This is a genomic window from Bradyrhizobium sp. 190, from assembly GCF_023073415.1.
Lineage (GTDB): Bacteria > Pseudomonadota > Alphaproteobacteria > Rhizobiales > Xanthobacteraceae > Bradyrhizobium.
In genome coordinates, this window is the sequence record NZ_JADPJL010000014.1 from 1 (window position 1) to 13,393 (window position 13,393).

At 63.2% G+C, this 13,393-nt stretch carries 11 protein-coding genes; 8 read left to right on the plus strand and 3 right to left on the minus strand.

The window, feature by feature from the left end; translation table 11 throughout:
• The first annotated feature begins 217 nt into the window (after positions 1-217).
• The 4 genes from IVB22_RS13975 (at position 218) to IVB22_RS13990 (ending at position 5,710) form a co-directional block, all read left to right on the plus strand.
• On the plus strand, positions 218-979 hold the full coding sequence (locus IVB22_RS13975; RefSeq protein ID WP_247517924.1) for an SDR family NAD(P)-dependent oxidoreductase: 762 nt from the start codon (positions 218-220) through the stop codon (positions 977-979).
• Positions 980-1,020: 41 nt separating this feature from the next.
• The gene (locus tag IVB22_RS13980; RefSeq protein WP_247517925.1) at positions 1,021-1,857 is read left to right on the plus strand and encodes an enoyl-CoA hydratase family protein; all 837 of its coding nucleotides are present in this window, start codon (positions 1,021-1,023) and stop codon (positions 1,855-1,857) included.
• Positions 1,858-2,032: 175 nt separating this feature from the next.
• On the plus strand, positions 2,033-4,381 hold the full coding sequence (locus IVB22_RS13985) for a bifunctional salicylyl-CoA 5-hydroxylase/oxidoreductase (protein WP_247517926.1): 2,349 nt from the start codon (positions 2,033-2,035) through the stop codon (positions 4,379-4,381).
• A gap of 78 nt (positions 4,382-4,459) precedes the next feature.
• Positions 4,460-5,710: a flavin-dependent oxidoreductase gene (locus tag IVB22_RS13990; RefSeq protein ID WP_247517927.1), complete on the plus strand. Its 1,251-nt coding sequence runs from the start codon at positions 4,460-4,462 to the stop codon at positions 5,708-5,710.
• A gap of 121 nt (positions 5,711-5,831) precedes the next feature.
• Here IVB22_RS13990 and IVB22_RS13995 read toward each other — a convergent pair whose 3' ends face one another.
• Positions 5,832-6,287 (minus strand): cupin domain-containing protein, encoded by a 456-nt coding sequence (locus IVB22_RS13995; RefSeq protein WP_247517928.1) that lies wholly within the window; start codon positions 6,285-6,287, stop codon positions 5,832-5,834.
• Positions 6,288-6,308: 21 nt separating this feature from the next.
• Positions 6,309-7,484 carry an ABC transporter substrate-binding protein gene (locus tag IVB22_RS14000; RefSeq protein WP_247517929.1) on the minus strand — a complete coding sequence of 392 codons (1,176 nt, stop codon included), beginning with the start codon at positions 7,482-7,484 and terminating at the stop codon, positions 6,309-6,311.
• Positions 7,485-7,694: 210 nt separating this feature from the next.
• On the opposite strand from IVB22_RS14000, the gene IVB22_RS14005 reads away from it, so the two are divergent.
• On the plus strand, positions 7,695-8,189 hold the full coding sequence (locus IVB22_RS14005; protein ID WP_057833485.1) for a MarR family winged helix-turn-helix transcriptional regulator: 495 nt from the start codon (positions 7,695-7,697) through the stop codon (positions 8,187-8,189).
• 24 nt (positions 8,190-8,213) lie between these two features.
• Here IVB22_RS14005 and IVB22_RS14010 read toward each other — a convergent pair whose 3' ends face one another.
• On the minus strand, positions 8,214-9,227 hold the full coding sequence (locus tag IVB22_RS14010; protein WP_247517991.1) for an AraC family transcriptional regulator: 1,014 nt from the start codon (positions 9,225-9,227) through the stop codon (positions 8,214-8,216).
• A gap of 252 nt (positions 9,228-9,479) precedes the next feature.
• On the opposite strand from IVB22_RS14010, the gene IVB22_RS14015 reads away from it, so the two are divergent.
• The 3 genes from IVB22_RS14015 (at position 9,480) to IVB22_RS14025 (ending at position 13,369) form a co-directional block, all read left to right on the plus strand.
• Complete coding sequence (locus IVB22_RS14015) at positions 9,480-9,929, plus strand: cupin domain-containing protein (RefSeq protein WP_247517930.1); 450 nt, start codon at positions 9,480-9,482, stop codon at positions 9,927-9,929.
• A gap of 85 nt (positions 9,930-10,014) precedes the next feature.
• Positions 10,015-11,505 (plus strand): NAD(P)/FAD-dependent oxidoreductase, encoded by a 1,491-nt coding sequence (locus IVB22_RS14020; RefSeq protein ID WP_247517931.1) that lies wholly within the window; start codon positions 10,015-10,017, stop codon positions 11,503-11,505.
• Positions 11,506-11,680: 175 nt separating this feature from the next.
• Positions 11,681-13,369 (plus strand): benzoate-CoA ligase family protein, encoded by a 1,689-nt coding sequence (locus IVB22_RS14025; protein ID WP_247517932.1) that lies wholly within the window; start codon positions 11,681-11,683, stop codon positions 13,367-13,369.
• Positions 13,370-13,393: the final 24 nt, after the last annotated feature.

Here is a 13,393-nt window from a genome sequence, read left to right on the forward strand (position 1 = left end):
CGCACCAAACCCGGCCCCATCACCATCAGGCATGGCCTCCAATACTTCTTGGGCGTCGCCTCCGCGTGGGAAACCCTCAAAGATGTGTGAATCAGCTAGTGCGTTCGCAGGGACGACCCTTTGATTTAGGCTGCCGTGACCGTGGGCTCCAGCCACTTCCTTGCAAAAGCTTGAAGTTTAAAATATATGCTGAACCCTCATCCAGGAGGCTTGACCGATGTCCTCATTGTCGCGTTCCTCCCATGCGCTCGTCACCGGCGGCGGGCGGGGCATAGGACTAGCGATATCGGCGGCGCTGTCGAAGGCGGGCGCGACGGTAACGGTGCTCGGCCGCAACCGCGCGACGTTGGATGAAGCCGTTACCTCCGGCGCGGCGCAGTTCGCAGCCGTAGCCGACGTCGCCGATCAGGCGTCGGTCAAATCGGCCGTTGCGGAAGCTGCCGCGCGGCAGCCGATCGACATCCTCATTGCCAACGCGGGCGCGGCGGAATCCGCGCCGTTCGGCCGCTCCGATGCGGCGTTGTTCCAGCGGATGATGGACGTCAATTTCATGGGCGTGGTCCACGCCACGCAGGCCGTATTGCCTGGAATGGTCGAGCGCCGTCACGGGCGGATCATTGCCGTCGCGTCCACCGCCGGTTTGAAAGGCTACGCCTATGTCTCGGCCTACAGCGCGGCGAAGCATGCCGTGATCGGCCTCGTTCGTTCGCTGGCGCTGGAGACGGCGAAGAGCGGCGTCACCGTCAACGCCGTCTGCCCCGGCTTCACCGAAACCGATCTGCTGGAAGGCTCGATCGACAACATCATCAAGAAGACCGGCCGCAGCCGCGAGCAGGCCATCGCGGAACTGTCAAAACACAATCCGCAGGGACGCCTCGTGGCGCCATCGGAGGTAGCCGACGCCGTGCTGTGGCTGTGCGGCGAGGGCGCCGGCGCGATCACTGGACAGGCCATTGCGGTGGCGGGCGGCGAAGTCTGATCGGCCGTCATATCGATAACGATTAAATTCAGGGAGATCCCATGAGCAAGCCTGCCAATCCAGTCACGCTGCCGCTGGCTGACTATTCACCGAAGCATTTCCTGCTGGCCGTGGTCGATCGCGTCGCCACGGTGACGCTCAATCGTCCCGAGCGCAAGAATCCGCTGACCTTCGAAAGCTATCGCGAACTCACCGATTTCTTCCGCGCCTGCGCAATGGATGACGAGGTCAAGACCATCGTCGTGTCAGGTGCGGGCGGCAATTTCTCGTCGGGTGGCGACGTGTTCGAGATCATCGGTCCCCTGATACAGATGGACACCAAGGGGCTGACCGCCTTTACCCGGATGACCGGTGATCTCGTGAAGGCAATGCGGGCCTGCCCGCAGCCGATCGTGGCTGCCGTCGAGGGCATCTGCGCCGGGGCCGGCGCGATCGTCGCGATGGCCTCCGACCTGCGCCTGGCCGCCACCGGCGCCAAGGTCGCGTTCCTGTTCAACAAGGTCGGGCTCGCCGGCTGCGACATGGGCGCCTGCGCGATCCTGCCGCGCATCATCGGCCAGTCGCGGGCCTCCGAACTGCTCTACACCGGCCGCTTCATGACCGCGGAGGAGGGCGAGCGCTGGGGCTTCTTCAGCCGTATCGTCACCCCGGAGGCGGTGCTGCCGCAGGCGCAGCTTATGGCCAAGCAGATTTCCGAAGGCCCCACCTTCGCCAACACCATGACCAAGCGTATGCTGGCGATGGAATGGGCGATGTCGGTGGAGGAGGCGATCGAGGCCGAAGCGGTAGCCCAGGCGCTCTGCATGACCACGGAAGATTTCGGCCGTGCGTTCGAGGCGTTTTCGAACAAGCGGACCCCGGTATTCGAGGGGAACTAGCGGGATCGTAGCCCGGGTGAAGCGAAGCGAAACCCGGGACCGCCGCCCGAATGTCGCGGGAATCCCGGATTGCGCTTCGCTCCATCCGGGCTACCCACCAGCCCCCTTGCCGGAAAATTATTTTAGGCTTAAAGTAATTTCGAACTAGCCCGACGGCCTGTTTCGGAGGCGGCAGATGAAGATCGCGATTATCGGCGGCGGACCGGCCGGTCTCTACGCCGCGATCCTCTTGAAGAAACAGCGGCCCCAGGCCGAGATCACGGTCTATGAGCGCAACCGCACCGACGACACGTTCGGTTTCGGCGTGGTATTTTCAGATGCGACGCTGGACAATTTCGAGAAATACGATCCGCCAAGCTATCGCCGCATCACGCAAGAGTTCGCCTATTGGGACGACATCGCCGTGCATTTCCGCGGCACCGTGCACCGCGTTGGTGGCAACGGTTTTTGCGGCTGCTCGCGCCGGACGCTGCTATTGATCCTGCAAGAGCGGGCCCGCGAACTCGGCGTGACGCTGCTGTTCGAGACCGATATCGACGACGAGCGGCGTTTCGCCGATGCCGATTTGATCGTGCTCGCCGACGGCATCAATAGCCGCTTCCGCGACAAGCACGTCGAGCACTTCCAGCCGCAGGTCGACCTGCGCTCCAACAAGTTCGCGTGGATGGGCTCAACCAAGCCGCTCGACGCCTTTACCTTCATCTTCCAGGAGACGGAGTGGGGTCCGTTCATCGCCCATGCCTATCAGTATGAGGCAGGACGCTCGACCTGGATCTTCGAGACGGATGCGGAAACCTTCCAGCGTGCGGGTCTGGAAGGGTTGAGCGAACAGCAATCCGCCGATCGGATGGCGGAGATTTTCGGCTGGTTCCTCGACGGCCATCCGCTGCTGATCAACCGCTCGATGTGGCGCAATTTCCCGATGATCCGCAGCCAGCGCTGGGTCAAGGACAATATGGTGCTGCTCGGCGATGCCAAGGCGACCGCGCATTTCTCGATCGGCTCCGGCACCAAGCTCGCGATGGAAGACGCGATTGCGCTGGCGGACGCCATGGCGCAGGCGCCGACGGTCGATGCCGCGTTGCATACCTACGAGCATGGCCGGCGCGAGGAGGTCGAGAAGACCCAGCACGCCGCCGACGTTTCACTGGTCTGGTTCGAGCATGTCGACCGCTTCTGGGATTTCGATCCGGTGCAATTCGCCTTCGGCGTCATGACCCGCGCCAAGGCGATTACCTACGATAACCTTACGCTGCGCGCGCCGGAGTTCGTCCGCGAGGTCGACACGGCCTTTGCAAAGCAGGTCCGTTCAAAGGGCTTCGACGTCGATACCGACAAGCCGGTGGCGCCGATGTTCCAGCCGCTCAAGTTGCGGGAGATGGAAGTCAGAAACCGCGCGGTGGTGTCGCCGATGTGCATGTACTCCGCAAAGGAGGGTGTGCCCGGCGATTTCCATCTGGTGCATTACGGCTCGCGCGCGATCGGCGGCGCCGGGCTGATCTTCACGGAGATGACCTGCGTCGGCCGCGACGCCCGCATCACGCCCGGCTGTACCGGTCTGTGGAACGACGAGCAGCAGGCGGCCTGGACGCGGATCGTCGATTTCGTCCACGCCAATTCGGCGGCCAAGATCTGCCTGCAGCTTGGACATGCCGGCCGCAAGGGCGCGACCAAATTGATGTGGGAGGGCATGGACCGGCCGCTGGAGCAGGGCGGCTGGGACACGATCTCGGCGTCGCCACTGCCTTACTTCCCCGACAGCCAGGTACCGCGCGAAATGGATCGCGCCGCGATGGATCGCGTCAAGCAGGAGTTCGTCGCCGCGGTCTTGCGTGGCGAGGCCTGCGGCTTCGACATGCTGGAGCTGCACTGCGCTCATGGCTATCTGCTGGCGAGTTTCATCTCCCCGTTGACCAACACACGTACCGATGAATATGGCGGCACGCTCGCCAACCGGCTGCGCTATCCGCTGGAAGTGTTCGAGGCGATGCGCGCGGCATGGCCGGCGCACAAGCCGATGTCGGTTCGAATCTCCGCCACCGACTGGGCGGCGGGCGGCATCACCGGAGACGACGCGGTGGCGGTCGCACGCGCGTTCGGCGAAGCCGGTGTCGACCTGGTCGATGTTTCCACGGGCCAGACCGTGCGCGACGCGCAACCGATCTACGGCCGGATGTTCCAGACACCATTCTCCGATCAGGTCCGCAACGAGGCCCGGGTCGCGACCATGTGCGTCGGGAACATCACCACCGCAGACCAGGTCAACACCATCCTTGCTGCCGGCCGCGCCGATCTCGTCGCGTTGGCCCGGCCGCACCTGGTCGATCCGTCGTTCACGATGCGGGCGGCGGCCTGGTATGGCGCCGATATCGCCTGTCCGCCGCAATATCTCACCGGCAAGGAACAAATCTTCCGCAACAGTGTGCGCGACCGGCAGGATTTCGAGGACCTCAAAATTAAGGGTAAGCCGAAAACCCGCGCCGAGCTGAAAGCCGAGGCGACAAAGCCGCTTGCAGCCGAATAGGCCGGATGGCAGGCTTGCTCTATCCTTCCCTCTCCCCGCAAGCGGGGCGAGGTTGAGGAAGAGAGTGGAGTAGAGCGCATGAAAGCAATCATCGTCGGGGGCGGCATCGGAGGCCTTACCACTGCGCTGATGTTGCGCGCGCGTGGCATCGACTGCGAATTGTTCGAGCAGTCCGAAAGCATCCGCGAGCTTGGCGTCGGCATCAACACGCTGCCGCATGCGATCAGAGAATTGACAGGTCTCGGTCTGCTGGACCGGCTCGATGCTGCCGCCGTTCGCACCGACCAATTATATTATCTCAACCGCCACGGTCAGGAAGTCTGGAGCGAGCCGCGCGGGCTCGAGGCCGGACACGACGTGCCGCAATTCTCGGTTCATCGCGGCCGTCTGCAAAGCGTGATCCATCGCGCCGTCGAGGAACGGATCGGTAATGAGGCGATCCACACCGGCTGCCGTCTCGGCGCGTTCGCGCAGCACGAGGGCGGCGTGGTCGCGCATTTCTTCGACCGCACTGGTGCCCATGTAAAAACCGCGCGCGGCGATATTCTGATCGGCGCCGACGGCATTCACTCGCGCGTGCGCGAGATGCTATTCCCGGATGAGGGGCCGCCGTGCTGGAACGGACATATGCTGTGGCGCGGCGCGCGCGACTGGCCGGCGTTCCTGACGGGCAGCTCGATGATCGTGGCCGGCGGGCTGAACGCCAAGGTCGTGATTTATCCGATCGCGGAAGGATCGAGCCCGGCGAGCCGGCTGACCAACTGGGCGGTCATGGTGAAGATCGGCGACGGCAATTCGCAGCCGCCGCGCCGCGAAGACTGGTCGCGGCCCGGCAAGCGCGAGGAGCTGATGCCGCATGTCGAGCGATTCAAGGTGCCGTATGTCGACGTGCGCAGCCTGATCTCGGCGACGCCGGAATTCTACGAGTATCCGTGCTGCGACCGCGATCCCCTGCCGCACTGGACCTGGGGCCGGGTCACGCTGCTCGGCGACGCCGCGCATCCGATGTATCCGGTCGGTTCCAACGGCGCCTCGCAGGCGATTCTCGATGCCCGCGCGCTGGCCGACGAACTGGCGCGAGCTGAGCATCCGCGCCAGGCGCTGGTGGCCTATGAGCAGAAGCGGCTGCCGATGACGGCGGAGATCGTGCGCGCGAACCGCCGTGGCGGCCCCGAGGGGGTGATCGACGCGGTCGAGCAACTGGCGCCGGATGGCTTTACCGATATCGAAAAGGTGCTGAGCCACGCCCAGCGCGAGGCGATCGTGCGCGGCTATGCCTCCAAGGCCGGCTTTGCGGCACCGCCGCTGGGATTGGCGGCGGTGCGGTAAAGGTCCCGTAGTCCCGTAGCCCGGATGGAGCGAAGCGCAATCCGGGATTCTCGCAAGATCAGGCAGCGGCCCCGGATTTCGCTGCGCTACATCCGGGCTACGGGCGCCTACGAAGAACGCCTCACGCCCCCGGGGGCGGTGGCAGGAAGTGGATGTTGTGCTCGGCGGCCAGCGCCACCACCGCGTCCGGCGTCTGCTCCTTCATGTTGTGGATCACCCAGAACAGGTCGTAGAGCCGCCGCGTCGGCGACACCCAGAACAGCGTCTTCGCGGTGCGGCCGGACTTGTTGAAGATGCCGTGCGGCTTGCCCATCGGCAGCCGCACCAGATCGCCCGGTGTGGCCTGCGTCTCGGTGCCGTCGAGGAAGAAGTCGAGTTGACCTTCCAGGATGTAGAGATACTCGTCCTGGTCGGGATGAATGTGCGGCGGCACGAAGGTCTCCGGCGGAAACGTCGCATGCCATGAGAAGGAATGCTCGGTGACGTGCTTCGGCACATAGGTCTGGCCGAGGATGCTCCAGGAAATTCCCTGGATGCCTTCATTGGCGCGGGTGATGCCGGCGATTTCGGTCTTCATTGGCTGTTCCCTTCCCAAACATTATTTCGCGGGCGAGCAATCCTTGGCGTAACGGTCGCCGTAGTTGGAAAACACCTTCTCGACGATCTCGGTCTGGAATTTTCCGTCCGCGCGTTTGGCGACCTTGGTCAGGTAGAAATTCTGGATCGGATAGCCGTTGACGTTGAACTTGAAGTCACCGCGCAGCGAGGTGAACTCGGCCTTCCTGAGCGCGGCCGACACCGCCTCCTTGTTCTTGAGATCGCCCTTCACCGCCTTCACCGCGCTGTCGATCAGCATGGCCGTATCATAGCCCTGCATGGCATAGGTGCCGGGCACGCTGTTGTAGGCAGCTTCATAGGCGGCGACGAATTTTTTGCTCTGCGGATTGTCCATGTTCGGCGCCCAGTTGGCGCCGCCGAACATGCCGACGGCGGCGTCCTGCTGCGCGGGCAGGGTGGATTCATCGACCGTGAATGCCGACAGCACCGGAATCTTGTCGGCGAGGCCGGCCTGCCGGTACTGCTTGACGAGGCCGACGCCCATGCCGCCCGGCATGAAGGTGAACAGCGCATCGACCTTGGAAGAGGAAATCTTGGTCAGCTCGACCTGGAAATCAAGCGTACCGAGCGGCGTGTAGCTTTCCTCAGCGATCTCGCCCTTGTAGTCGAGCTTGAATCCGGCCGCTGAATCCTTGCCGGCCTGATAGTTCGGCACCAGCACATACATGCGCTTGTAACCGCGGTCCTGCGCGACCTTGCCGAGGATCTCGTGAACCTGGTCGTTCTGGTAGGAGGTCACGTAGAAGAACGGGCTGCACTCCTTGCCGGCGTAGCTCGACGGCCCCGCGTTCGGGCTGATCAGGAACGTCTTGTTCTCGGTCACCGGCCGGTGAATGGCCTGCAGGATGTTGGAGAAGATCGGTCCGACCACGAAGTCGACTTTCTCGCGCTCGAGCAGGCCCTTGGCCTTGGTCACGGCGCCGTCGGGCTTGAGCTCGTCGTCGACGACGACGACCTCGACGTCCTTGCCGGCCATCTTGCCGCCGAGGTCCTTGATTCCAAGTTGCAGGCCGTCGCGCGATTGCTGGCCGAGCACTGCCGCAGGGCCGGACAAGGTCGTGATCACGCCGATCTTGATTTTCTCCTGCGCTGCGGCCGGAGCTGCGGCAACACCCAGCAAGACGGCAAGTCCGGTCAGCTTCAACGACTGCTTCATGATTACCTCCGTTCGGCCTTTGCAGCCGAAACCCACGCCACACCAAATGCTCTGGCTGCAGCTTATTCTGACCGTGACGGCGCCTGCAAGCACAACGCGTCCATGCAAGCCATGCGCCAATTACTTGAAACCTAAAGAAATCTGGGCAATGATCCGCAAGCTGCGCTCTGTTCGGATCACCGAACGCCCAAGCCGGACAAGATTTGCATCATGATCCTCGATTCAGAGACCAAGGCCGTCGAACTCCCCGAACATCATGGCGACGAACTCAGGCTGTGGCTGCGCCTGCTGACCTGCACGACCCTGATCGAGGGTGAGGTGCGCAGCCGGTTGCGCGAGCGCTTTGACGTCACGCTGCCGCGGTTCGATCTGATGGCCCAGCTCGACAAGGTGCCGGAGGGCATGACGCTATCTGACGTCTCCAAGCGGATGATGGTCTCGAACGGCAACGTCACCGGGCTGGTCGAGCGCCTCGTCGAATCCGGGCACCTCGACCGCCGCACGTCGGATGCCGACCGCCGCGTGCAGGTGATCCGCCTGACCAAGGCAGGGCGGGCCGAATTCCGCAAGATGGCGGCGGAGCACGAATTGTGGATTGCCGATGTCTTCGGCGACTTGACGCCGAAGGACGTCCGCGAACTGATGCGCCTGCTGGCGAAGACCAAGGCGTCGGCGCAGAAGTCTGCGAAGGCGCGAGCGGGCTGAGGCGACGAAGCAACTGGCCGGGCGCTAGTTCATCCCGCGCAGGGTTGCCGACGGCGTCTCGCCGAACTTGGCGCGATAGGCGCTCGCCATCCGGCTGAGATGGGTAAATCCAAGCTCGAATGCGATATCGGTGATGCTGTCGCCAGGGGAGGCGGCGGCCAATCTGGCATTGAGATGCGCGAGCCGGATATCGCGCAGCATCTCCGAGATCGACATTCCGAAATGCCGCTGGAAGCCGAGCTGCAGCGCACGGATACCTGTGCCTGCTGCTTCCCCCAGTTGCACGAGATCGAGCGGCTCGTCCGCGTGCGCATAGAGGAATTCGCGCGCTCGCCGTAACGACTGCGGCAGCGCTTCGGCCCGGCCGCCAAATCGCTCGATCGCATCGCTGGCGCTGTGGCGCTGGCCGTGGAGCAAGGTACCCAACAGCGCCTCGCGCAGATTGGCTGCTGCGATCGGCGAAAGCGGCCGTCGCGGTCCGAGGCGTTCGGCGAGATCGACGAGCTCCAGAATCCGCGACTGAAGCGCTCGGCCGCCTGTGGAGGAGAGATCGACCGCAGGTTCGAACTCGACCGCGCCCGCCGGCCGGCCCGATAGCGCCGCAGCCCGTTGCTCCAACAGGCGGCGGTCGACCAGCAGGATGAGCTGGGCGCAATCGCCCAGCCAGGTCATTCGTGTGGGAATCGTCGGCGACAATAGCGAAGCGCAGGCGCCGGGAACGGCTGCGATGTCGCGCGCCGCCGTTTGGATCCGCGCCGAACCGTGCACCGGAATCTGCAACAGGAAGAATCGCTCGAGACAGCCGGGGTCGATCGATACCGACCCGCCATAGGCGACGTAGTTGACGGAGAATCCGCCAAAGACGGCGCTGTTATGCAGGGCGAAAAAGTCGGGTGATGTCCTGTGCTCAGGCGTAAGGCGATGCGGGCAGAATATCCGACCGACCGCATCGGCGGCAGCGTCGACACTGTCGGTCGAAACGCGGTTAAACGCCGCCAGCCGGGCGGCGGGATCATGCTGGGGAATGCTGGTAGCTATCGCCACGGCCCGGCCCTTGCATTATTTGAAGCCTATAATATCTGCGGGCGCGGTGGTTGGGAAGGCGATTTGATGGCCGTTGATGCCCGATCGGAGCGCGATGCGATCTTTCCGCGCCGCAGCAATCCGAAAATTCGCATGTCGCGCGGGCGGGATTCGTTTTGCGGCTAGACGGCCGTTTCGGCTCGATCCAGCCTGCGTGAACCATTCGGAACATCGCAACCAAGCCAACTGCGACAGAGGAGATGGACAATGGCAGCACTCGAAAAAGGCATCACCGCCAACGGCACCGGTTACGGCGGCAAGACCTGGAACATCCTGGGTCAGGTCTACTTCCCCAAGGCCGTAACCGATTCAACCTTTGCCTTCGAGACCAACAGCGAGCCCGGCCAGTTCGTGCCGGTGCACGTCCACCCGACGCAGGATGAATTCATCCTGGTGCAGGAGGGTACCCTCGACCTCAAGCTCGACGGCGTCTGGGTGCAGGCCAAGGCCGGCGACCTGGTTCGGATGCCGCGCGGCATTCCGCATGGCTATTTCAACAAGTCAGACAAGCCGGCGCGTGCGCTGTTCTGGGTGTCGCCGATGCAGAAGCTGGAAGCGCTGTTCAACCAGCTCCACAATCTGACCGATCCCGAAGAGGTGGTTCGGATCTCGGCGCAGCATGAGGTGAACTTTTTGCCGCCCGAGGCCAACGAATAGCTCCGCGCGCCGCCGAACAACTGCGCCGGAAATCGCAACGCGTTGAGCCCTCAGTTCTGGGGCCGAACCCTGCTGGAGAATTGTCATGGTCAGGCAAAAACAGGTTTGCATCATCGGCGCCGGCGTATCCGGTCTGGCCGCTGCAAAAGCCTTCGTCGCGCGCGGACATCGGATCACGATCGTGGAGCGCAGCGGCGATCTCGGTGGCGTCTGGGAGCCGGCGCGGTCCTATCCCGAGGTGCAAACGCAAAGCCCGAAGGATCTCTATCGCTACACCGACAAGGCGATGCCGGACTCTTATCCCGAATGGCCGAAGGGTCCGCAGGTCCACGCCTATCTCACCGAGTACGCCAAGGACAATGATCTCCTCGGTGCTGTCAGCTTTAACACGGCCGTGGTACAGATGACCCGGCGCCCGGATTCTGCCCCGGGCTGGCGGCTTGATCTGCGCAGGCCGGACGGTAGCACCAGCCATGAAGACTTCGATTTCGTCGCGGTGTGTACCGGGCAGTTCAACGAGCCCCAGACGCTCAGCCTGCCCGGCGAAGAATCGTTCAAGGCGCAGGGCGGGCGCATCCTGCACTCCTCGCAATACAACGATCCGATGATCGCCAAAGGCAAGAGGATCGTCGTACTCGGCGGTTCGAAGTCGGCGACAGACATTGCGGTCAATGCGGTCCATTCCGGCGCTGCCGAAGTGACGCTGGTGTATCGCGAACCGGTATGGCGAATTCCTTATTTCATCGGCGGCCTGGTCAATTTCAAACGCATTCTCTACATCCGCGCGCAGGAGGAGATGTTCCGGAGCTGGGGCATCGGCGCGATGTCACGGTTCGCGCATGCGGTCGCAAAGCCGCTCGTCTGGGCCAACTGGCGTGGACTGGAGAGCTTGCTGAAAGTTCAACTCAAGCTCGGCAAGTGCGACATGGTGCCGAAGGAGAGGATCGAAGACGGCGTCAACTGCTCGGTGCCGATCGCAACCCCCGACTTCTTTCCGATGGTCGCTGACGGCCGCATCAAGGCTATCAGAGGCAGCTTTGAGCGCTACGACGGCAACTCCATCGTGACGACCGGCGGGCAGCGCGTCCAAGCTGATGTTGCCGTGCTCGCGATCGGCTACAAACTTGGCGTGCCATTCCTGCCGCAGGCGTACCGCGACAAACTTGTCGACCCTGACGGGCAGTACCGGCTCTATCGGCTGATCGCCAATCCGGACCTGCCCGAGATGGGGTTCGTCGGCTTCAATTCCAGCTTCTGCACGGTGCTGTGCGCCGACCTCGCGGCGAACTGGCTGGTGCGCTACGCCGATGGCCAGCTCGTCCGTCAGCCGACGCCTAAGGAGATGCAGGACAACATCGAGATGATGCTGCATTTCAGGCGCGTCGAGCGGCCGGCGGCCGGTGTCTATGGCGGGCTGTGCGTCGCGCCTTATCACTTCAAGCATTTTGACGAATTGCTGGCCGATATCGGCGTGTCCGGGCGCCGGGCCAATCCACTGGTGGAGAAATTTACCCCGCCCGATGCCGCCGCCTATGGCCGCTTCCTGGCCTCGGCGCCGGCCTATCGCGCAGCCTGACGGGTTCCCATGGCGCTGCCGCCGTCAGGTTGGGGCGGGGGAGGCGTGATTCCGTTCGTGATTCTACCCTTGCGAAAAATTGTTTTAAGCCTAAAATGATTTGCGAGCCGGCGTTGCCGGGCGTCCTCGATATTGATCTCGAGCCTTTCATTGATGGAAGCGAGGGGAGATGAAAATGTCAGGTAGAACTCCCAGCCAACCTCTTGGCCCGTCGGGCCATGTCGACGATTTCGCGCGGCGAAACCTGCCTCCATCAGAACAATGGCCGGACCTGCTGCTCGACCGGCCCGAGTTTCAATATCCGGAATACCTGAATGCCGCGGTCGAACTGACCGACCGTATCGTCGAACAAGGCTGGGGTGATCGGATCGCGCTGATCGGCAACGGCCGCCAGCGCACCTACAAGGAGCTGGCTGACTGGTCCAACCGCCTCGCGCATGCGCTGGTGGAGAATTACGGCGTCAAGCCCGGCAACCGCGTCCTGATCCGGTCCGGCAACAACCCGGCGCTGGTGGCGGCATGGCTTGCGGCCACCAAGGCTGGTGCCGTCGTCGTCAACACCATGCCGATGCTGCGTGCCGGCGAACTGACCAAGATCATCGACAAGGCGGAGATTGCGCTGGCGCTGACCGACAGCCGCATTGCTGATGAACTGGTCGCGTGCGCGAAGACCAGCAAGTTTCTCAAGCAGGTCGTGAACTTCGACGGCACGTCCAACCATGACGCCGAACTCGACCGGGTAGCGCTGAACAAGCCGGTGAAGTTCGACGCCGTGAAAACGGGACGCGACGACGTCGCCTTGCTCGGATTCACCTCGGGCACTACGGGCGAACCCAAGGCGACGATGCATTTCCATCGCGATCTCATGATTGTGGCGGATGGCTATGCCAAAGAAGTTCTCAAGGTCACCGAGGATGACGTCTTCGTCGGCTCGCCGCCGCTGGCCTTTACGTTCGGGCTTGGGGGACTGGCGATCTTTCCGTTGCGGTTTGGTGCGACCGCAACGCTGTTGGAAAACGCGGCGCCGGCCGAAATGGTCAAGATCATCGAGACCTACAAGGCGACGATCTGCTTCACTTCGCCGACGGCGTATCGCGCGATGATGGCGGCGATGGACAAGGGCGCCGATCTGTCGTCGCTGCGGCTGGCCGTTTCCGCCGGCGAGACATTGCCGGCGCCGGTGTTCGAAAATTGGACCCGCAAGACCGGCAAGACCATTCTCGACGGCATCGGCTCGACGGAACTGCTACACATCTTCATCACCAACCGGGTCGGCGACGCCGTCGCCGGGACGACAGGGCAACCGGTCGCGGGCTACGATGCAAAAATCGTCGACGACGACATGAACGAATTGCCACCTGATACCGTCGGCAAGCTTGCGGTGCGCGGGCCGACCGGATGCCGCTATCTCGCCGACAGCAGGCAGTTGAATTATGTGCGCGACGGCTGGAATCTGACGGGCGATTCCTTTTTCCGCGACGCGACCGGCCGGCTCTCCTTTGTCGCCCGTTCGGACGACATGATCGTCTCTTCCGGCTACAACATCGCGGGTCCCGAAGTCGAAACGGCGTTGCTGTCGCACCCTGCGGTGGCCGAATGCGGCGTGGTCGGCGCCCCCGACGATGCGCGCGGCATGATCGTCAAGGCTTACGTGGTTCTGGCCGGCGGCGCTGCTGCCGATGCCGCGCTGACGCAGGCGTTGCAGGATCACGTCAAGCAGACGATTGCACCCTATAAATATCCGCGTGCGATCGAATATGTCGCGCAACTGCCGAAGACCGAAACCGGCAAGCTGCGGCGCTTTGCGCTGAGGCAGATGGCGTCGGCCGGAGCCGCCTCATCGCCTGATGTCGCCGCGGAGTGAATGCTTTGAACTCGACGAAGGAGA